At 42.8% G+C, this 22555-nt stretch carries 12 protein-coding genes; 3 read left to right on the top strand and 9 right to left on the bottom strand.

Features of this window, described 5'->3' with window-relative positions; all coding sequences use genetic code 11:
• Positions 1–56 precede the first annotated feature (56 nt).
• The 5 genes from A2G56_RS00350 to A2G56_RS00330 all read right to left on the bottom strand — a co-directional run bounded on the left by A2G56_RS00350 (position 57) and on the right by A2G56_RS00330 (position 15679).
• Complete coding sequence (locus A2G56_RS00350; RefSeq protein ID WP_062707458.1) at positions 57–9197, bottom strand: GA-like domain-containing protein; 9141 nt, start codon at positions 9195–9197, stop codon at positions 57–59.
• 912 nt (positions 9198–10109) lie between these two features.
• A complete protein-coding gene (asnS, locus tag A2G56_RS00345; protein ID WP_062707456.1) occupies positions 10110–11456 on the bottom strand; it encodes an asparagine--tRNA ligase in 1347 nt (448 codons plus the stop codon).
• 131 nt (positions 11457–11587) lie between these two features.
• Positions 11588–12769 (bottom strand): pyridoxal phosphate-dependent aminotransferase, encoded by a 1182-nt coding sequence (locus tag A2G56_RS00340; protein ID WP_062707453.1) that lies wholly within the window; start codon positions 12767–12769, stop codon positions 11588–11590.
• Between the two features lie 109 nt (positions 12770–12878).
• Positions 12879–15326 carry a bifunctional DnaQ family exonuclease/ATP-dependent helicase gene (locus A2G56_RS00335; RefSeq protein ID WP_082785076.1) on the bottom strand — a complete coding sequence of 816 codons (2448 nt, stop codon included), beginning with the start codon at positions 15324–15326 and terminating at the stop codon, positions 12879–12881.
• 59 nt (positions 15327–15385) lie between these two features.
• Positions 15386–15679, bottom strand: a complete 294-nt coding sequence (locus A2G56_RS00330) for a rhodanese-like domain-containing protein (RefSeq protein ID WP_062707447.1) — start codon at positions 15677–15679, stop codon at positions 15386–15388.
• A gap of 146 nt (positions 15680–15825) precedes the next feature.
• Here A2G56_RS00330 and A2G56_RS00325 point away from each other — a divergent pair, with 146 nt between their 5' ends.
• The gene (locus A2G56_RS00325) at positions 15826–16656 is read left to right on the top strand and encodes an alpha/beta hydrolase (protein WP_062707443.1); all 831 of its coding nucleotides are present in this window, start codon (positions 15826–15828) and stop codon (positions 16654–16656) included.
• A 195-nt stretch (positions 16657–16851) separates the two neighbouring features.
• Here the strand turns inward: A2G56_RS00325 and A2G56_RS00320 are convergent, their stop codons facing one another.
• The 3 genes from A2G56_RS00320 to A2G56_RS00310 form a co-directional block, all read right to left on the bottom strand.
• The gene (locus A2G56_RS00320; RefSeq protein ID WP_062707439.1) at positions 16852–17808 is read right to left on the bottom strand and encodes an NAD(P)-dependent oxidoreductase; all 957 of its coding nucleotides are present in this window, start codon (positions 17806–17808) and stop codon (positions 16852–16854) included.
• A 148-nt stretch (positions 17809–17956) separates the two neighbouring features.
• A complete protein-coding gene (locus A2G56_RS00315) occupies positions 17957–18712 on the bottom strand; it encodes an esterase family protein (protein WP_062707436.1) in 756 nt (251 codons plus the stop codon).
• A 95-nt stretch (positions 18713–18807) separates the two neighbouring features.
• Entirely contained in the window at positions 18808–19986 is a 1179-nt protein-coding gene (locus tag A2G56_RS00310; protein ID WP_062707433.1) for an ATP-grasp domain-containing protein, read from the bottom strand.
• Between the two features lie 139 nt (positions 19987–20125).
• Between A2G56_RS00310 and A2G56_RS00305 the strand changes: the two genes are divergently transcribed.
• Both A2G56_RS00305 and A2G56_RS00300 read left to right on the top strand, forming a co-directional pair.
• Positions 20126–20761, top strand: coding sequence for an MBL fold metallo-hydrolase (locus A2G56_RS00305; RefSeq protein WP_062707431.1), 636 nt, complete (start codon positions 20126–20128; stop codon positions 20759–20761).
• Between the two features lie 62 nt (positions 20762–20823).
• Positions 20824–21507 (top strand): alpha/beta hydrolase, encoded by a 684-nt coding sequence (locus tag A2G56_RS00300; protein ID WP_237334419.1) that lies wholly within the window; start codon positions 20824–20826, stop codon positions 21505–21507.
• Between the two features lie 211 nt (positions 21508–21718).
• On the opposite strand, the gene A2G56_RS00295 is transcribed toward A2G56_RS00300, so the two are convergent.
• The gene (locus A2G56_RS00295; protein WP_062707424.1) at positions 21719–22282 is read right to left on the bottom strand and encodes a hypothetical protein; all 564 of its coding nucleotides are present in this window, start codon (positions 22280–22282) and stop codon (positions 21719–21721) included.
• Positions 22283–22555: the final 273 nt, after the last annotated feature.

The following is a 22555-nucleotide window of genomic DNA, read 5'->3' as shown; positions in this document are numbered from 1 at the left end:
TTTTTCATTTTGATTCAGTCGATTCATCAAAACTTAGTTTGTGGGATAGTCAGTCATCATTCTTCACGATCTCTTTTACGTTTTTTAGAGGCAAACAAGGCGGCTAAGGCAATGGTCACACCACCATAAATGGTAGCTAATGAATTGCTTCTTTCACCTGTCCTTGGCAGACTCTCGTCACTCTTCGTTTGAGATGGCGTTGATGTCTTAACTGATTGAGACGACACTATCCGTCCAGCAGGTTTTGTTCCCATTGGGACAACTTTGTGACCTGTCTTAGCGGAGTTGCCTTTTTCTGAATCATCAACTTTTGGATCCAATTCAGGCTTCTCGATCTCTTGACTATCAGATTTGCCATTGCTATTAGCATCGTTGACAATAACTTCTGACGTCTTCACTTGGTCAAGACGAGCTTTGAGGGAAGCCTTCTCAGGACCATCTTCCAAGGCATTCACTAAGTCTGTTGCGGTTGCTTTCTTATCAGTGGTTGCCTGATTCAAGACATCCAAGTCGTCACTTTCTTGTTGACTGACAATTTGGTCTGATTCTGCGTCGGCCTTCTTAGCTTTTCCAGCGTCTGATGCGTCTTCTGCGGCTTTGACGGCGTCTTGCGCTGCTTTCAAGGCTGCAGCTTTTTCGGCCTCTTCTTGGGCATCGTCTTTGCCGTTGTTATTTTTGTCATTAACGGTTACTTCTGATGGGACAACATTGGTTAACCGTTCTTTCAACGCATCTTTCTCAGGACCATCTTCCAAGGCATTCACTAAGTCTGTTGCGGTTGCTTTCTTATCAGTGGTTGCCTGATTCAAGACATCCAAGTCGTCACTTTCTTGTTGACTGACAATTTGGTCTGATTCTGCGTCGGCCTTCTTAGCTTTTCCAGCGTCTGATGCGTCTTCTGCGGCTTTGACGGCGTCTTGCGCTGCTTTCAAGGCTGCAGCTTTTTCGGCCTCTTCTTGGGCATCGTCTTTGCCGTTGTTATTTTTGTCATTAACGGTTACTTCTGATGGGACAACATTGGTTAACCGTTCTTTCAACGCATCTTTCTCAGGACCATCTTCCAAGGCATTCACTAAGTCTGTTGCGGTTGCTTTCTTATCAGTGGTTGCCTGATTCAAGACATCCAAGTCGTCACTTTCTTGTTGACTGACAATTTGGTCTGATTCTGCGTCGGCCTTCTTAGCTTTTCCAGCGTCTGATGCGTCTTCTGCGGCTTTGACGGCGTCTTGCGCTGCTTTCAAGGCTGCAGCTTTTTCGGCCTCTTCTTGGGCATCGTCTTTGCCGTTGTTATTTTTGTCATTAACGGTTACTTCTGATGGGACAACATTGGTTAACCGTTCTTTCAACGCATCTTTCTCAGGACCATCTTCCAAGGCATTCACTAAGTCTGTTGCGGTTGCTTTCTTATCAGTGGTTGCCTGATTCAAGACATCCAAGTCGTCACTTTCTTGTTGACTGACAATTTGGTCTGATTCTGCGTCGGCCTTCTTAGCTTTTCCAGCGTCTGATGCGTCTTCTGCGGCTTTGACGGCGTCTTGCGCTGCTTTCAAGGCTGCAGCTTTTTCGGCCTCTTCTTGGGCATCGTCTTTGCCGTTGTTATTTTTGTCATTAACGGTTACTTCTGATGGGACAACATTGGTTAACCGTTCTTTCAACGCATCTTTCTCAGGACCATCTTCCAAGGCATTCACTAAGTCTGTTGCGGTTGCTTTCTTATCAGTGGTTGCCTGATTCAAGACATCCAAGTCGTCACTTTCTTGTTGACTGACAATTTGGTCTGATTCTGCGTCGGCCTTCTTAGCTTTTCCAGCGTCTGATGCGTCTTCTGCGGCTTTGACGGCGTCTTGCGCTGCTTTCAAGGCTGCAGCTTTTTCGGCCTCTTCTTGGGCATCGTCTTTGCCGTTGTTATTTTTGTCATTAACGGTTACTTCTGATGGGACAACATTGGTTAACCGTTCTTTCAACGCATCTTTCTCAGGACCATCTTCCAAGGCATTCACTAAGTCTGTTGCGGTTGCTTTCTTATCAGTGGTTGCCTGATTCAAGACATCCAAGTCGTCACTTTCTTGTTGACTGACAATTTGGTCTGATTCTGCGTCGGCCTTCTTAGCTTTTCCAGCGTCTGATGCGTCTTCTGCGGCTTTGACGGCGTCTTGCGCTGCTTTCAAGGCTGCAGCTTTTTCGGCCTCTTCTTGGGCATCGTCTTTGCCGTTGTTATTTTTGTCATTAACGGTTACTTCTGATGGGACAACATTGGTTAACCGTTCTTTCAACGCATCTTTCTCAGGACCATCTTCCAAGGCATTCACTAAGTCTGTTGCGGTTGCTTTCTTATCAGTGGTTGCCTGATTCAAGACATCCAAGTCGTCACTTTCTTGTTGACTGACAATTTGGTCTGATTCTGCGTCGGCCTTCTTAGCTTTTCCAGCGTCTGATGCGTCTTCTGCGGCTTTGACGGCGTCTTGCGCTGCTTTCAAGGCTGCAGCTTTTTCGGCCTCTTCTTGGGCATCGTCTTTGCCGTTGTTATTTTTGTCATTAACGGTTACTTCTGATGGGACAACATTGGTTAACCGTTCTTTCAACGCATCTTTCTCAGGACCATCTTCCAAGGCATTCACTAAGTCTGTTGCGGTTGCTTTCTTATCAGTGGTTGCCTGATTCAAGACATCCAAGTCGTCACTTTCTTGTTGACTGACAATTTGGTCTGATTCTGCGTCGGCCTTCTTAGCTTTTCCAGCGTCTGATGCGTCTTCTGCGGCTTTGACGGCGTCTTGCGCTGCTTTCAAGGCTGCAGCTTTTTCGGCCTCTTCTTGGGCATCGTCTTTGCCGTTGTTATTTTTGTCATTAACGGTTACTTCTGATGGGACAACATTGGTTAACCGTTCTTTCAACGCATCTTTCTCAGGACCATCTTCCAAGGCATTCACTAAGTCTGTTGCGGTTGCTTTCTTATCAGTGGTTGCCTGATTCAAGACATCCAAGTCGTCACTTTCTTGTTGACTGACAATTTGGTCTGATTCTGCGTCGGCCTTCTTAGCTTTTCCAGCGTCTGATGCGTCTTCTGCGGCTTTGACGGCGTCTTGCGCTGCTTTCAAGGCTGCAGCTTTTTCGGCCTCTTCTTGGGCATCGTCTTTGCCGTTGTTATTTTTGTCATTAACGGTTACTTCTGATGGGACAACATTGGTTAACCGTTCTTTCAACGCATCTTTCTCAGGACCATCTTCCAAGGCATTCACTAAGTCTGTTGCGGTTGCTTTCTTATCAGTGGTTGCCTGATTCAAGACATCCAAGTCGTCACTTTCTTGTTGACTGACAATTTGGTCTGATTCTGCGTCGGCCTTCTTAGCTTTTCCAGCGTCTGATGCGTCTTCTGCGGCTTTGACGGCGTCTTGCGCTGCTTTCAAGGCTGCAGCTTTTTCGGCCTCTTCTTGGGCATCGTCTTTGCCGTTGTTATTTTTGTCATTAACGGTTACTTCTGATGGGACAACATTGGTTAACCGTTCTTTCAACGCATCTTTCTCAGGACCATCTTCCAAGGCATTCACTAAGTCTGTTGCGGTTGCTTTCTTATCAGTGGTTGCCTGATTCAAGACATCCAAGTCGTCACTTTCTTGTTGACTGACAATTTGGTCTGATTCTGCGTCGGCCTTCTTAGCTTTTCCAGCGTCTGATGCGTCTTCTGCGGCTTTGACGGCGTCTTGCGCTGCTTTCAAGGCTGCAGCTTTTTCGGCCTCTTCTTGGGCATCGTCTTTGCCGTTGTTATTTTTGTCATTAACGGTTACTTCTGATGGGACAACATTGGTTAACCGTTCTTTCAACGCATCTTTCTCAGGACCATCTTCCAAGGCATTCACTAAGTCTGTTGCGGTTGCTTTCTTATCAGTGGTTGCCTGATTCAAGACATCCAAGTCGTCACTTTCTTGTTGACTGACAATTTGGTCTGATTCTGCGTCGGCCTTCTTAGCTTTTCCAGCGTCTGATGCGTCTTCTGCGGCTTTGACGGCGTCTTGCGCTGCTTTCAAGGCTGCAGCTTTTTCGGCCTCTTCTTGGGCATCGTCTTTGCCGTTGTTATTTTTGTCATTAACGGTTACTTCTGATGGGACAACATTGGTTAACCGTTCTTTCAACGCATCTTTCTCAGGACCATCTTCCAAGGCATTCACTAAGTCTGTTGCGGTTGCTTTCTTATCAGTGGTTGCCTGATTCAAGACATCCAAGTCGTCACTTTCTTGTTGACTGACAATTTGGTCTGATTCTGCGTCGGCCTTCTTAGCTTTTCCAGCGTCTGATGCGTCTTCTGCGGCTTTGACGGCGTCTTGCGCTGCTTTCAAGGCTGCAGCTTTTTCGGCCTCTTCTTGGGCATCGTCTTTGCCGTTGTTATTTTTGTCATTAACGGTTACTTCTGATGGGACAACATTGGTTAACCGTTCTTTCAACGCATCTTTCTCAGGACCATCTTCCAAGGCATTCACTAAGTCTGTTGCGGTTGCTTTCTTATCAGTGGTTGCCTGATTCAAGACATCCAAGTCGTCACTTTCTTGTTGACTGACAATTTGGTCTGATTCTGCGTCGGCCTTCTTAGCTTTTCCAGCGTCTGATGCGTCTTCTGCGGCTTTGACGGCGTCTTGCGCTGCTTTCAAGGCTGCAGCTTTTTCGGCCTCTTCTTGGGCATCGTCTTTGCCGTTGTTATTTTTGTCATTAACGGTTACTTCTGATGGGACAACATTGGTTAACCGTTCTTTCAACGCATCTTTCTCAGGACCATCTTCCAAGGCATTCACTAAGTCTGTTGCGGTTGCTTTCTTATCAGTGGTTGCCTGATTCAAGACATCCAAGTCGTCACTTTCTTGTTGACTGACAATTTGGTCTGATTCTGCGTCGGCCTTCTTAGCTTTTCCAGCGTCTGATGCGTCTTCTGCGGCTTTGACGGCGTCTTGCGCTGCTTTCAAGGCTGCAGCTTTTTCGGCCTCTTCTTGGGCATCGTCTTTGCCGTTGTTATTTTTGTCATTAACGGTTACTTCTGATGGGACAACATTGGTTAACCGTTCTTTCAACGCATCTTTCTCAGGACCATCTTCCAAGGCATTCACTAAGTCTGTTGCGGTTGCTTTCTTATCAGTGGTTGCCTGATTCAAGACATCCAAGTCGTCACTTTCTTGTTGACTGACAATTTGGTCTGATTCTGCGTCGGCCTTCTTAGCTTTTCCAGCGTCTGATGCGTCTTCTGCGGCTTTGACGGCGTCTTGCGCTGCTTTCAAGGCTGCAGCTTTTTCGGCCTCTTCTTGGGCATCGTCTTTGCCGTTGTTATTTTTGTCATTAACGGTTACTTCTGATGGGACAACATTGGTTAACCGTTCTTTCAACGCATCTTTCTCAGGACCATCTTCCAAGGCATTCACTAAGTCTGTTGCGGTTGCTTTCTTATCAGTGGTTGCCTGATTCAAGACATCCAAGTCGTCACTTTCTTGTTGACTGACAATTTGGTCTGATTCTGCGTCGGCCTTCTTAGCTTTTCCAGCGTCTGATGCGTCTTCTGCGGCTTTGACGGCGTCTTGCGCTGCTTTCAAGGCTGCAGCTTTTTCGGCCTCTTCTTGGGCATCGTCTTTGCCGTTGTTATTTTTGTCATTAACGGTTACTTCTGATGGGACAACATTGGTTAACCGTTCTTTCAACGCATCTTTCTCAGGACCATCTTCCAAGGCATTCACTAAGTCTGTTGCGGTTGCTTTCTTATCAGTGGTTGCCTGATTCAAGACATCCAAGTCGTCACTTTCTTGTTGACTGACAATTTGGTCTGATTCTGCGTCGGCCTTCTTAGCTTTTCCAGCGTCTGATGCGTCTTCTGCGGCTTTGACGGCGTCTTGCGCTGCTTTCAAGGCTGCAGCTTTTTCGGCCTCTTCTTGGGCATCGTCTTTGCCGTTGTTATTTTTGTCATTAACGGTTACTTCTGATGGGACAACATTGGTTAACCGTTCTTTCAACGCATCTTTCTCAGGACCATCTTCCAAGGCATTCACTAAGTCTGTTGCGGTTGCTTTCTTATCAGTGGTTGCCTGATTCAAGACATCCAAGTCGTCACTTTCTTGTTGACTGACAATTTGGTCTGATTCTGCGTCGGCCTTCTTAGCTTTTCCAGCGTCTGATGCGTCTTCTGCGGCTTTGACGGCGTCTTGCGCTGCTTTCAAGGCTGCAGCTTTTTCGGCCTCTTCTTGGGCATCGTCTTTGCCGTTGTTATTTTTGTCATTAACGGTTACTTCTGATGGGACAACATTGGTTAACCGTTCTTTCAACGCATCTTTCTCAGGACCATCTTCCAAGGCATTCACTAAGTCTGTTGCGGTTGCTTTCTTATCAGTGGTTGCCTGATTCAAGACATCCAAGTCGTCACTTTCTTGTTGACTGACAATTTGGTCTGATTCTGCGTCGGCCTTCTTAGCTTTTCCAGCGTCTGATGCGTCTTCTGCGGCTTTGACGGCGTCTTGCGCTGCTTTCAAGGCTGCAGCTTTTTCGGCCTCTTCTTGGGCATCGTCTTTGCCGTTGTTATTTTTGTCATTAACGGTTACTTCTGATGGGACAACATTGGTTAACCGTTCTTTCAACGCATCTTTCTCAGGACCATCTTCCAAGGCATTCACTAAGTCTGTTGCGGTTGCTTTCTTATCAGTGGTTGCCTGATTCAAGACATCCAAGTCGTCACTTTCTTGTTGACTGACAATTTGGTCTGATTCTGCGTCGGCCTTCTTAGCTTTTCCAGCGTCTGATGCGTCTTCTGCGGCTTTGACGGCGTCTTGCGCTGCTTTCAAGGCTGCAGCTTTTTCGGCCTCTTCTTGGGCATCGTCTTTGCCGTTGTTATTTTTGTCATTAACGGTTACTTCTGATGGGACAACATTGGTTAACCGTTCTTTCAACGCATCTTTCTCAGGACCATCTTCCAAGGCATTCACTAAGTCTGTTGCGGTTGCTTTCTTATCAGTGGTTGCCTGATTCAAGACATCCAAGTCGTCACTTTCTTGTTGACTGACAATTTGGTCTGATTCTGCGTCGGCCTTCTTAGCTTTTCCAGCGTCTGATGCGTCTTCTGCGGCTTTGACGGCGTCTTGCGCTGCTTTCAAGGCTGCAGCTTTTTCGGCCTCTTCTTGGGCATCGTCTTTGCCGTTGTTATTTTTGTCATTAACGGTTACTTCTGATGGGACAACATTGGTTAACCGTTCTTTCAACGCATCTTTCTCAGGACCATCTTCCAAGGCATTCACTAAGTCTGTTGCGGTTGCTTTCTTATCAGTGGTTGCCTGATTCAAGACATCCAAGTCGTCACTTTCTTGTTGACTGACAATTTGGTCTGATTCTGCGTCGGCCTTCTTAGCTTTTCCAGCGTCTGATGCGTCTTCTGCGGCTTTGACGGCGTCTTGCGCTGCTTTCAAGGCTGCAGCTTTTTCGGCTGCGGCATCTGCGGCTTCCTTGGCTGACGCTTTCAGTGCTGTAATTGCATCATTAATATTTTTGACGCTGGCATCAATAGCTGGTTGTTCAGCTTTTGTATCTGCTAATACTTTGTTACCTTCAGTTATTGCGGCATTGTAAGCATCTTGCGTTTCTTTACTTGCAGTGGTGTAATCACTTGATGCTTTTAACGCAGCATCTCCATCGACAAGTTTTTTAAGCTCTGTCTTATCTGCCTTTGCATAGGTGTATGTAATCGTCTGAATACCTGATCTAAAAGCGATGTTATTTTCATCTTGATAGCCTTCTGCAGTATCAGCATTAGTTCTCTTCATGACATAATTTGGCAATGATAATTTATCACTCAAATTTAGTGTATCACGAGTCGTTCCAGAGTAAATTTTTTCTTTAATAATCTCTCCAGTGACGTCATCTTTATAAAGAACTTTTATATAATTTCCACCAGTTGAATATTCAAATTTAGTTAAATCAAATTGCTGTAAGTTTGTTCCTGCACCTGTTGAAGCAAAAATCGCAAAAGCTAGTTCTTCTTCTCCAGCTTTTTGGCGTGTTGTTCTTCTTGTACTATCTAAAAAATTTTGAATATTTCTTGAAAAAGTTTGACCAGCATAGGTCACCGTCATTACTTTGGTACTACCATTGTAGCTAACAGCTAAATCCTTGAATTCATTATTCATTGGTGGATTATTGAGTTTTTGGGCATCTTTTGCATCAGTAGTTGCTACCCCTGCACCATTTGTGCTATAAAATGCTCCAAATGCCGCATCTTCAGTTCTATTAATTTTTGGGTCTCTAGAAGCTTTTTGACTAGCATCTGGATTGGAAGTATTATGCCACGTATCTAGCTTAAATCCGAATGAATTTGGAATGCCTCCTAAACCAATACTAGCTCCAGATAGACCTACAACACCTGGGTTTGCTGTCGTAAAGGCGAGAGAAACTCCATCACCACCCTTACGGCCATTTGGGCTGTAGCCTTCATACTTATCTCCCAAATTCAACTTCCCGATGAGGGTGAAGTCTTCATTCATGTTGATCTTGTTCTTGAGTCCAAGGCTTCCTGCTTGTCCACTTACATCATCTGTTAAGGTCGTTGGATTGACATCGTCACCTTTTGCATTACCGCCCACGATGAAGTAATCAACCATGTTCTTTTTGGTTACTTCTAGACGAGCTTTATTATTGTACTCAGCATTTCCTAATTCAAATGGTTGACTTTCTCTATTGTCAGAGGCACTGCGGTCACTTCCAACAGATCTAAAAGAAGCTCCAATTTGATTCGTATTGGTTGGCTGTTCGTTAACTTCTACTGTTTCATGCTGTTTATTTTCTGGTGTTTTTTCAGTAGAATCTGCTGATTTACTCTCTGCTGGAGTAGCAGCTGCTGATACTTCTGGTGCCTTAACTTCAGCTGGTTGTGATACTTCTGGTGTCTCAACTTCAGCTGGTTGTGATACTTCTGGATTTGTTAGCTTAAGTTCTTGTGCAGGTTGCGATTCTTCATTTTCCAATTTAGTCGCATCTGCATTTTCTCCAACTAGTTGCAAGGACTCCTTTGCAATGGGAGTTTGCTCGGCAAGGGGTGCGTCTGGTTTAGCAATGACTTCTGAGTTTGCATTTACTGTTTCCTCAGCGTAAACTTGCGGTGCCACCAATAAGAATGACCCCAAGAACACTGAGCCAACACCTATTTTAAACTTCCGTATTGAAAAACGGTCTTTTTGTTTATGAAACATGATTTTCTCCTAATCTATATGTAATTGACTGTTCGTAAGATTCCACTATCTTTTAATAATGCAACTAATGATGTGATTTTTTGACATCTTAACAAGACAATACAAAGCAATTCTAACCTTTCTTTTGGTGATTTTAGCCTGGCATTCTTTGTATTTAGATTCTAAAAAATTCTAATTGTGTTATTAACTGACAGTTTTAATCCTATCACCTCCATTATACTCCTTTTTTAGACAAACCTCTTGACATAATTGTTTCTTAACCCTATCGTAATATTATTGAAACATTTTAACCGATAAGATGTAACTGCCACAGATACTTCACCATATCTTCATTGAACAATATATTAATAAAATAAAATTTATATAATGAATTCAAATAATTCCGTTAATTCGATGATTGCATTTATCAGCAAATCAAAACACATTTTACAAGCAATTTCTAGCTAGTCACAAGTCCACTAAACCCGACCCAACACTGGTTTTTTACCTTCTTTCAATGGCTTTACAAACAAATCAAGCATTAGAAATAACCTGAAATCACTAATAAAACTAAATAAAACTGATAATTCAATAAACTTATTAGACATCCGCTAGTTAGCCTCAATCACATTCAAAAGCAGACTAGGCGGCGACGCTTTAGATAGAAGTGGAGGTCATCAAATCAAGTTAACAAGGTCCGCTTTGGATTGTCAAAGAGTATTAACATTGCAATCCATAACCCGCGTCATCACCTTTAACACACCAAAGGAAGATATTCTCGAGCTGTTCCATCAGTCTCTCGCAACGGTTGACAAGGCATCAAAAAAACTAGCTGAACCACGATGAGATCAACTAGTTTTTGATATTGATGGTTTATGTTATCCTTCTTTCTTCTCAAAACTATCATCGTTTCTAAGAAGAAAGGCGCGGTCCTTATGGTTTAATTCTGTGGAGCATACGTGGGAATGGGATGGCTTCACGGATATGTTTGGTACCAGCGACGAAGGTCACCATACGCTCTATCCCAATTCCGAAACCACCATGTGGTACGGTACCGTATTTACGAAGGTCAAGGTAGAAGTCATATTCTGACTTATCCATGCCAAGCTCATCCATTTTGGCAAGAAGGGCATCGTAGTCGTCTTCACGCATCGAACCACCAATGATTTCACCATAGCCTTCTGGCGCAAGCAAGTCCGCACAAAGCACGCGCTCTGGATTTCCTGGTACAGGCTTCATGTAGAAGGCTTTAAAGCTGGCTGGGTAGTTGATGACAAAGGTTGGCACCCCAAAGTAATTTGAAATCCAAGTTTCATGTGGTGACCCAAAGTCATCCCCATGTTCAAGGTGTTCATAATCCGTATCTTCATCCGCTTCGTGCTCTTGAAGAAGGGAAATCGCATCATCGTAAGAAACGCGTTTGAAAGGCTCAGCAATATAACGTTTCAAAGCTTCTACATCACGCTCCAAGGTTTCAAGTGCTTGCGGTGCACGATCAATAACCCCTTGGATCAGTGCCTTGACATACGCTTCTTGAAGGTCAAGGGATTCTTCATGGGTAATGAAAGAATACTCAGCATCCATCATCCAAAATTCTGTCAAGTGACGGCGTGTTTTTGATTTTTCAGCACGGAAAACAGGACCAAAGTCAAAGACACGACCAAGTGCTATCGCACCCGCTTCAAGGTAAAGCTGTCCTGATTGACTAAGATAAGCTGGTTGACCAAAATAGTCAGTTTCAAAGAGTTCCGTTGAATCTTCTGCCGCATTACCAGAAAGGATTGGGCTATCAAACTTAATAAAGCCGTTTTTATCGAAGAATTCATAAGTAGCATAAATAATAGCATTACGAACTTGTTGCACCGCATTTTGCTTGCGAGAACGAAGCCAAAGGTGACGATTATCCATTAGGAAATCTGTTCCATGCTCTTTTGGTGTAATAGGGTAATCATGTGACTCACCGATCACTTCAATATCTGTAATATCCAACTCGTAACCAAATTTAGAACGCGCATCTTCTTTGACAACACCTGTCACATAGACTGACGTTTCTTGACTTAGACGTTTAATCGTGTCAAATTTTTCGGCACCTTCTTCCTCACCAAATCTTTCAAAAAAGTTTGGTTTGAAAGCAACGCCTTGGAAAAAGGCTGTTCCATCGCGGAGTTGTAAAAAGGCGATTTTCCCTTTTCCTGATTTGTTAGCAACCCAAGCACCGATAGTAACTTCCTCGCCAACATATTGGCTGACTTGTTTAATGGTAATTAATTGACGTGACATAATAACTTTCCCAATCCTTTCTTAAATAAAGAGCACCCTTTTCGTCAGTTCAGTACTATACAAAAAAGGTCTCCTGTTATGTTTTAGGGCTTGTTTCTTTTCGCTGAGCTAAGAAAGAGCCCTCTTTTCCTTTACGGCTCAGACATGTACTTGTTGAGGCGTTTAACCGCTTCTTGTAAGGTTTCCAAATCAGAAGCGTAACTCATGCGAAGGCTATAAGGTGCACCAAAACCTTGACCTGTGACTAGGGCGACTTCGGCTTTTTCCAAAATATCATTGGTAAAGTCTGTTACATCGTCAAACCCCTTCATTTCCATCGCTTCCTTAACGTTAGGAAAGAAATAGAAAGCTCCCTGAGGTTTCACAAGTGTAAAACCTGGAATAGCATTGATGAGCGGTTCAATCGTATTAAGACGATGTTCAAAGGCTTGACGCATCTCCTCAACAGAATCTTGCGAGCCAGTCAAGGCTTCAATAGCAGCGTATTGGGCCACCGTTGTCAAATTAGAAGTGGTTTGACTCAGTATCTTGGACATGCCAGCAATGATGTCAGGATCTCCAACCGCAAATCCAACGCGCCACCCTGTCATTGAATAGGTTTTAGCGACACCGTTAACGACCATGGTTTGCTGACGAATGGCTTGAGACAAGCTTGAAATCGGTATAAAGGTATTGCCATTATAAACCAAACGGCCGTAAATATCATCAGACAAAATTAAGATATCGTGCTCAACAGCCCAGTTACCAATAGACAACAATTCTTCCTCTGTATAAATCATCCCAGTAGGATTTGACGGAGAATTCAGTAAGAAGACCTTGGTTTTGTCGGTTCTAGCTGCTTCTAACTGCTCGATGGTCACCTTAAAGTGATTTTCTTCCTTGGCTTCAACAAAAACAGGAACCCCCTCAGCCAGCTCTACTTGATCTGAATAAGATACCCAGTAAGGTGTCGGAATAATGACCTCATCACCGGGATCTAAAACCGTCATGAAGTAGGCGTAGAGGACAAATTTAGCTCCTGTTGCTGCTAAAATGTGATGTCGCTTGACATCATAACCATAGAAGTTTTTCATATAGCTAGCAATAGCATCTTTGAGTTCTGGTAGGCCACTAGCAGGTGTGTAAAAACTAACCTGATTATCTTGAATGGCTTCGATTGCTTTTTGATTAATGTGCGCAGGGGTCTGAAAATCAGGTTGACCAAGGGTCAAATTCAAGATATCACGTCCCTGTTCTTTCAACTCTTTGGCACGAGCTCCTGACGCTAAGGTCACACTCTCTTGCATCTTCAATATCCGATCAGATAGTTTCATCTTACCTCCCTCATCTCATCCTCTCACAATGCATGTTTCCTCTTTTAAAAGAGCGATTGCTATCCATCAAACACCACACTTTAAAGGATTTTCTTTTCAATACCACCTATTATAGCAGAAAATCAAGCATATCTAACAGGATTTTATCATTTTTTTCAAGCGACAGCTGATGAGTCTGTCTTAGCATTTCCAAACTAGCTGGTCCATAGGATTTTTCGACCAAGCGTGGGTCTAAAATAAGGACTGCTGATTTCTGGTCAAGCCTCCTGCTCGTACGACCTAATGCTTGCTTTAAGCGCATCATCATAACTGGCAAGCTATAGGCTGTAAAAGGATTTTTCCCTTCATGTGACAGACGTTTGGCCATTTTCTGGTTCAGAAAATCTTGGGGATTTTCAAAAGGCAGTCGGGTAATAACAAGAATCATGCGATCATGGGTGGTAAAATCAACCCCCTCCCAGAAACTTCCTGTTCCCAGTAGGACCGGAGCATTTTCTGCTTCAAATCGTCGCTTCATTTGGTGACTTGTCCCATTTTTACCTTGAGCCAGATGCGGTAAACCAGCCTCTTCTAGGTGGTCTGAGACTTGCTTCAAAGCATCCTTGGAGGTCAAAAGGACTAAGGTGGGAAGATTTAGTTGACTTATCCGATAGATTTTATTGGCTAATGCTCTATGATAGACCTCTTTTGGCAGAGCAGGTGAGACACCTTCTTTATCTATCCAGATGGCTTGTTGGGTATTAGCAGAATCTTCAATAACTGTTTCTTGATAATCCTCAAAGCCCAAAAGGTCTGGTAAAGACACCTGAGGACTAATACGCAGCGTGGCGGAGACAAAGGTCGTTTTTTGATTTTCTGGTAAAAATGCTGAAAAATCTAAGAGGAGCTGACTGGCTCCCTTGAGAAAGACAGACCGTTTGTCACTCTCCTGACGACTGTCAACCCAAACAGAATCATAACGATCATCTGCTATTTGATAGAGTTCTTCTAAATTAAGATGCCTTAATTCCGTGATATCACGACGAATTTTTTCCCATTTTTCTTTTGGAATAAGTTGTTCATGAGACTGGTGATAATCAACCACTAGCTGGCTAAATTCAAATTGTAAACTTTCGATTAAGCGGCGCGTCAGCAGGTCGTCTGTTTCCTGCAAGAGGTCCTCTAGTTTGGTCATCGTCTCTAAAAGATTCACTTGGGCATGAGAGAAGTCTTCCAATGCTAAAAAGAATTTCTGGGCCTCATCAATCACCAAATGAGCTCCTTTAATCAAACTAGGATCATCTTCCAGACGTGTCAACAGATAGGCATGATTGGTAATGACGAGACGACTTGCTTTTGCTTTCTCATAAGATCTGAACCAAAAATCATCCTGGGCAAAAAGCGAGTGAGCGCTGAGATTGCCATCGTGTCGAAGGCTGTCAAAATACCACTGTAAACGCTGCTGCTGTTTGATTTCATTAAGATCGCCGTCTTTAGTTTCCAATAACCAGACCAATAGTTGCATCTTATACCGATTGACTAAGCGATTGTCGTCTTCTTGTTCCAAGGAAGCTTTGAAAGCATCCAATTTCAGATAATTGGCAGGGCCCTTTAAACTCTGGTAGGGGGTACCAAAAATCTCATGCAACTGTTTAGCTTCTTGGGCGGCTATTTGATCTTGCAGCAATTTCGTTGGTACAGAAACGACTACCTTTTGTTGCTCATTTTTCGCCAGTAAGGATACCAAATAGCCATAGGTTTTTCCTATGCCTGCTTGCGCCTGAATAAACTGAACATCGTTATCTTCTTGTAACATTGCTTCAGCAAAAGCTTCCTGCTTAGGACGACTGTCGAGCCCTAACAAGGCCATGTTTGTCGCAAAATCCTGAGAGTATCTTCTCTCTACGATACCTGATTGTGGTTTTCGTATCAAGATGCCTGCGACTTCTTGATAGAGGGATTGATCAAAATCCTTATCCAAAGCAACCTCGTCAATCACAAGACGCGACTCAAAGATTAAGTGATCAGCATAAGATTTGATCTTCTCAAGGGTTAAACTTGGAAGGCTGGCAATCTTTTCGCGAATTTTGAAAAAAAGTTGGGCTGTTGCTTGGGCATCCGCGATAGCCGTATGGGCATCTTTTAAAGGAATGCCTAAGGCTTTGGTCAATTCTCCTAGAGAATACTTCTCCATAGTTGGGAAAAAGACCTGTGCCAACTCGACGGTGTCAACCCTGGGCGTGTACAAGTCAAATCCTTCCATAAAAAGCTGCTCTGATAGCAGATTCGCATCAAACTTAACATTATGCGCTACAAAAACGCAGTCTTGGATGCGCTCATAAATGTCACGCGCCACTTGCGAAAAATCAGGAGCCTTGGCCAACTGCTGGTCTGTAATCCCTGTTAATTGAACAATGTGTTCAGACAAGGGTTCATGTGGGTTCACATCTGTTTGATAAGTGTCGATGATCTTATCCCCTTGGATAATCACAATCCCTACTTGAATAATTTGAGCCGTGATAGAAGCACCTGTTGCTTCCAAATCAATCACGGCATATTTTTGCTTGGACTTAGTCATAACAGTAAAATTATACCAAAAAATAAGCTAGTATTGGGAAGGAAGGTCACTTAAAACCTTTATTCTTGAGACTCCGTTTCCAATCCCAATTTTTCCACTGCTGCCAAGGTCCTTAAGTTGTGAACATCTGTATAACCTGCTGCTTTTAGCGCTGCTTCAGCTCGATCTGCCCTCGGCCCTAACATGCAATGCAGGTAAATCTTTTGATGTTTGTCCACATCCAGTTGGCCTGCTTCAATCTGATCAACAGGAATATGTCGAGCACCTTTAATGTGCTTTTCCCTAAATTCTTCTGAACGACGAACGTCGATTAAGAGCGCCTGTCCATTTACAATAGCATCTTTTAATGTCATCTTTCTCCTCATTTCTTCTCTTCCATTGTAGCAAATGAACCAAGATTTTAACATCCTCACCCACCACCAAGAAAAAGCGTTACCAGTCTTTCAACCTGGAAATATGGTATAATTAGTTTCAAGATTATTCTGAAAAAGAGGCTGCCATGACCAAACAAACCCGACTTAACAATTATTATCTAGAAATGGAAGAACACTATCTCCATGTGCCCTATTACGATGAAGAACGTCGTATCCGTGTGCTTCTGCCAAAAGACTATCACAAGGAAGATTGGGCTTCTTACCCCGTTTTATATATGCACGATGGGCAAAATATCTTTTACAGTAAGGAATCCTTTTCTGGCTATTCTTGGAAGGTCATCCCCACTATTAAAAACCACAAAGAACTACCCAAGCTAATCGTGGTAGGCATTGATAACGGTGGTGACAATCGTCTTAACGAGTATGCGCCATGGATGACTGATGTTGGAACAACCCCTGAAACAGCTAGTGTGGGGGGAGACGGTATGGCCTACGGCGAGTGGGTGGTTAATACCGTTAAACCCTTTATTGATAAGACCTATCGTACCATGACAGACTCTGAACACACCCTCCTTGCTGGCTCATCTATGGGTGGTATTATCACTGCCTACATGGGGGCTGCCTATCCGGATATCTTTGGCAATCTCGGTGTTTTTTCCTTAGCTTCTTGGTTTAGCGAACGTGATTTTTTACGTTTTTGTGACCATCATCCCTTAGCAAAATCCAGCAAGGTTTATATCCAAGTCGGGACACTTGAAGGCGATGAGGTTGATGAAACGTTTGCTTCTAACATGAACCAACGCTACATTGACTGCACGCTTCATTACTATCAATCCCTACTCAAAACGGGAACCAGTATGGACAATATCAAACTCAACATCATGGCCAATGAAATACATCACGAAAAGTGCTGGGCTGATCATTTCCCAGAATTCTTGCAATTTATGCTCCTCTAAAATCAAAAGTAGACATTGTCGACTGGATGTGATGAACCTCGGTTCTATCTGTATCAGCATCGCCTGCTCGACTTTTGATTGTTATTGAGTATCACCTTGCAAAGTTAGGGCCTATAAACAAAGTAGCTAGCGCTCGACATCAAAAAACCGGCTTGACCACAGGGTTGAGTCGGCTTTTTGATTCAGTGCTTTTCGTTAGGTATTGACTTGATTAATAATCTTTCCATCTTCTAGATAGGAAATGATGTTTTGAGCGGTTTCTCGAGAAAGCTTGAGACGAGCATCCCAGGTAGCTGAGCCAGAGTGAGGGGTCATGACCACATTATCTAATCTGCTAAGTTCTGGATGCGATTGTCCTTCAACCTCATAGACATCTAAACCAGCACCGGATAATTGGCCTGATGCAAGAGCTGCTATCATAGCGTCTTCATCTACTAGTGACCCACGAGCCGTATTGACTAAAAAGGCACCTTTTTTCATCTTCCTAAAGGTTTCTGCATTAAAGAGGCCTTTGGTATCATCAGTTGCTGGCGCATGGAGACTAATGACATCAGCTTCTGCCAACAACTCTTCAAAATCGCGATAAGAAACCTGTAAAGCCTCTTCCTCGGCTTTGGATAATGGGCTGCGTTTATTGTAAATAACCTTTGCTCCAAAAGCTTGCACCATTTTTGCCACTTCTTGACCAATACGACCAAAACCAAAAATACCAACCGTTTTTCCATTTAATCCATGACTCAGTCCAGCTGGCAGAGAAGTATTCACCCACTCCCCATCACGTAAGCGACGGTCTAAGAAGGCAACATTGCGCATGCAAGCGAGCATCAAGCTTACAGCTAATTCAGCTGTCGGAACCATCACAGCCTTAGGCGAATTTGCCACTACGATCCCCTTTTCCCTAGCATAATCAATGTCAATATGGTCAAAACCAACGCTATGAGTCGAGATGATTTTTAGATTGGTTCCCGCATCGATGATTTCCTTGTCAACTGGCAGCTGAGTCGTGTAGAGACCATCATAGTCTGATAGATGTTCTAAAAGCCAGTCCCGTGTGTTTTCCAAAGGAGCTTGATCTACTTGAAAGCTTTCTTTTAAGTCTCTTAACCCCTCTTCCAAGGGTTGCCCCAAAATAACGATTTTAGCTTTGTTCATATCAAAACCTCACTTCCTTCTTCACATTATTGTATCAAAAAAGAAAAGGCTTCCCAAACGGAAACCTTTGAGCTGCACTCCAAAGCTTAGCCTAGTCATCTAGCCATTGAAGGTACTGCACTTCCAAGTTTTGCGCTTCAATCACCGACTAGGCCAAACGACCTTCTTCTTCTAACTTGCCCAGAAAGAAAGGCATTTGCTTACGCCACCATTCCCAGTCATGGGCAACGTCTTGTCCCCAATAATCAACCCAAGCTGGAAGGTCTTTGGCTGCGAAAGCTTCTTCCAAACGTCTGGTATCATAGACATGAGGCTCTTCCCAGGCACCCTGACCTACGGCAACAATCATCCGATTTTGACGATAGTGGTCCAAGAACCAAGAATCTTTTTGCTGCCATAAGTAATCAATTGGTGAATTAAAATAAACAGCTTGGTCATCACCAAACTCACCAGTAAAAAATCTAGCATCATAAACCCCTGAAAGGGCAACAGCAACATCAAACAAATCAGGATGTTTTAAAGCAAAATTAACCGTATGATAGCCGCCCATTGAACAACCTGTCACTAAAAGACCACCCTGCCACCTCGTCTCATTACGGATAAGAGGGACTAACTCATTGACAATATAACGCTCATAAGCTTCATGGGCAAGTGCCTTATCATGACCTGATTTCCCAAAATGCAACCAAGACTCTGCATCATAAGAATCTGGCGTAAAAAATTGCACCAATCCGCGGTCAATCCATGATTGGCAAGCTTCAATCATGCCAAAATCAGCATATTCCTCATGACTGCCACCCGAAGATGGAAAAACGACAACAGGTTTTCCGGCATGTCCATAGACATTAAAAGGCATTTCTTGACCAAGTTCTCTTGACCACTGACTACGACGTTCAAATTTCATATTAAGACTTTCTAATGTGTGGATGGTTGTCAAAAAGCAATCACTAAATGACAAAGCGTTCAATTAACAAGGTTTTAGCATCTTTTAGAAAAATCCTAAACCTTTTCTTGGGCATAACGGATCAAGTCCCTCATGGTTTTTCGATCAGGGCAACGGCCAATGATTCCGTCTTTCCCCATAATAGCCGAAAAAACTCCGGGAACAGAAGCTATCGTAACCAGATGCTGACCAAAGTAATGACGAATCTCATCTAGACTGTGTTTATAGGTCATATCATCACGACGTGAAATATAGAAAACATTGTAAGGTCGATGACTGTCAGCTTTAAAACGATTTTCCTTGACCACGTTGACGTATTCTTTAAAAATATCAAAATCATTAGCATAATTCCACATGTCAATCGTTAAACCACCAGGCGGACGACAATTCACTTCAAGCGGGATGATTTCTTCAGTTTCCTTGATACGGAAAAATTCAAAATGGAAGAAACGTTCTTTGATGTTAAAAGCTGAGACACACTTTTTACCTAGTGCAACCAGTTCAGGATCGATGTCACGAGGGAGGAAATAATACATATCCGTACCGTTGACAACAGTGTCTAAGACTGCTTCTGAATGCTCTAAGCTAGAGTAAAAAACAATCCTGCCATCGTGATCCGCCAAACCATCAAAAGTAATAATATCACCAGCTATAAACTCCTCCATGATGTAATCAACATCCAAGGAGCGCTGAGCCAAAAAGTGAGCCAACTCTTCAGCTCTTGTCAACTTATAAGTATCTGAGGCACCAACACCTGAATTGGGTTTGACAATAATAGGAAAGCCAAGTTTTTGAGCCAACTCCTTAGCTTCCTGATCCGTCTTAAACGTATCACCAGCTGCCACTTTTAACCCTTGACGACGAAAGACTTCCTTCATTTGGCGTTTGGTTTTAATCGCCAGCATGTCCTCATTTTTAAAACCAAAAACATTAAAATCCGTACGTAATCTAGCATCCAACTCCAACCAAAATTCATTATGCGACTCTACCCGATCGATCCGGCCATATTTATGAGCAAAATAACCCACCGCACGGTAAACTTGATCATAATCCTGCATATCATCCACACGATAATACTCAGTCAAATGTTGTCGAAGACCTTCTGATAACTGTTCATAGGGCACATCCGCTATACCCAGCGTGTTAATACCGCTCTCATATAAACGGTGAGCAAAGGTCTCAAAATTAGCGGGAAAATGCGGTGAAATCATTACAAAATTCAATTTATCTGCCATAACAACTCCTCTTAAAAGTGTTAGCGTTATTGTAACACAGTCACTTGGAAAAATCCACTGATTTTTCTGAAAATTTAGAAAACAAAAGAAATAATCGTCCAAAATACCCTGATAAGGCTTTTTTTGATACACTATTGCTATGAAAACACACAAACTTGTTAACACCATAGCTGGTGAAAATACCTATTTATTAGAAACTGAAAGTGGTCTTTTGGTCATTGATCCTGGAAGCGATTGGGAAAAAATAGAGAAGCGCCTAACAGACTTGAACAAGCCTGTTCTAGCCATTCTGCTGACTCATACCCATTATGACCATATTTTAAGTGTTGAAGCGGTACGTGAGCATTTTAACCAGCCGCCTCTTTATGTCTCAGAGCAAGAAGCTTCTTGGTTGCAATCCCCAGAAGACAACCTATCTGGACTTCCTCGTCATGATGATTTAGAAGATGTTGTGGTAGCGCCTGCTGAGCAGATATTTCAATTGCGTCAACCTTACCAGATTGGGGAGTTTGCGTTCACAGTTGTTCCAACACCTGGTCACTCTTGGGGCAGTGTCTCTTTTATCTTCGCTGAGGAAGAAACTATTTTCTCCGGTGATGCCCTCTTCAAAGAAACCATCGGACGAACAGACTTGCCCACTGGGAATTTTGACGACCTAATCACAGGTATTCGTCAAGAACTCTTCACGCAACCCAATCACTTCGCCGTCAACCCTGGCCATGGTCAAAGCACAACCATTGCCCACGAAAAAAATCTTAACCCCTACTTTCGATGAGACGATTTAAGAACATCCTTCTAAGCATTTGTTTGCTAATATTGGTACTACTAGCTGGTCTTTTGATTGTACTGCAAAACAAAACTTATACAGCCAGTCCAGCTGCTAAGACAATGGCCCAAGAAGCCAAGCCAGTTGACCACAGCCTTTATTTTAAGGCTAAAGGGAAAACTCAAGCATCACTAATCTTTTTTCAAGGGGCACTTGTTGAGGAAGAGGCTTACGCGCCACTCGCAGCTGACCTTGCTAAAGAGAGGTTTGATGTCTACTTGCTTGATTCCCCTCTCAATCTTGCTATCTTATCTGGTAATCGCGCTAAACAACTAAAGGATAAGCTAGCCCATGCTCCAGTCTATCTAGCTGGTCATTCCTTAGGTGGTGTGATTGCTGCGCAAACAGTAGAGGATTTTTCAACAGATACCAAAGGCTTGATCCTACTGGCTAGTTACCCTTCTGATAAAACGGACTTGTCCAAAAAGGACTTAGCTGTCTTATCTGTTAGAGCCAGTCAAGACAAGGTACTCAATCAAAAATCCTACCAAAAAGCTCAAAGACGCTTACCTAAAAACACTAGCTACACTACCATTGAAAGGGGTAATCACGCTGGATTTGGTGATTACGGCAAGCAGGCCAAAGATGGCAAAGCTAGCATTTCCAATACTAAACAACGACAAGAAATCGTCAACGCCATCATCACCTTTATTAAGACAAGCAAAAACGACACCCACTTAGGTGCCGTTTTTTGATACTATCATTTCTGGAGGGGGGAAATCCTTTCCATACATAAAAGGTTTTTTGAGTGTGTGCACAGATAGAGGACAGCTCTAATTTATCTTTAAGTTACCCCTCTAGGGGGCGTGCCAATCTACACGTTTTTGTGCGCTTAAAATATGTTCAGTCTTTTTAATAGTCTTAATTGGTTTGTTAGTGTTCCAATCAAAAATCACAATATCATGACTAGTCAAGTTTAGTAGATTCATATTTACCTTTCCCCAATTTATTTTTCCATTGTTTCATTAATTTTTCTTTATCTCTTTCAGTTATAACTTCATCGTAAAGGATTTCATCTTTAATCGCATCCATCTCTTTATACCAATTTTTAATTAGTTTCCTTTTCTCTTTTTCTAGTTCATAGTCAGTTTTAACCCTACCAATAGCCATAAAATCTTTAGGTCTCTCAATCCTACCTGCGATAAGCCTATGGTCATGCTCTATATATGACATCCCTGTTGATAAATCTATATATATTTTCTTACCATCCATAGGTAAGCTGCTAAAAAAATGACCATCAATCCCATAAAATTCTTCCTTAGTTTTATAATAATAGGGAAATACACTTTCATATGGCCAAGTGTCGCCTGAAACATAAATTCCCACTGGGGGTTCACCATTTGGCAAGGTTTCTATTCCATACTTTTCCCAAGGTTTTTCATCCACCTTTTTTGGTGGATGAAAAAGGTAAATAATACCTTTATATATAAATAAACATATACTTACAATAATTATTACATCCCATTCCATAGTGTCACCCTATTCTTCATCATCATAAAATTCTTCAAAGCCATAGTCAAAGTATCATCAACATCATCATAAAGTTTGTATTTCACTTCTTCATACCTCCATTCAAATCATCTTGGTCAGTTAGCCGCTTGATTAAAGTATATGTATTTGTTCAAGGTAGCTGAACATCTCATTTCACTGTTTATTCTTCTAAGATTTTCCGTCATACACTGTGGACCGTATCTTTAGTCATTTCCAATTGCTTAACCACTCTATGTTTTAATTGTCCACATC

Origin of the sequence: Streptococcus halotolerans (assembly GCF_001598035.1) — a bacterium.
GTDB classification, from domain to species: domain Bacteria; phylum Bacillota; class Bacilli; order Lactobacillales; family Streptococcaceae; genus Streptococcus; species Streptococcus halotolerans.
This window is presented reverse-complemented; position numbering and strand designations above follow the sequence as displayed.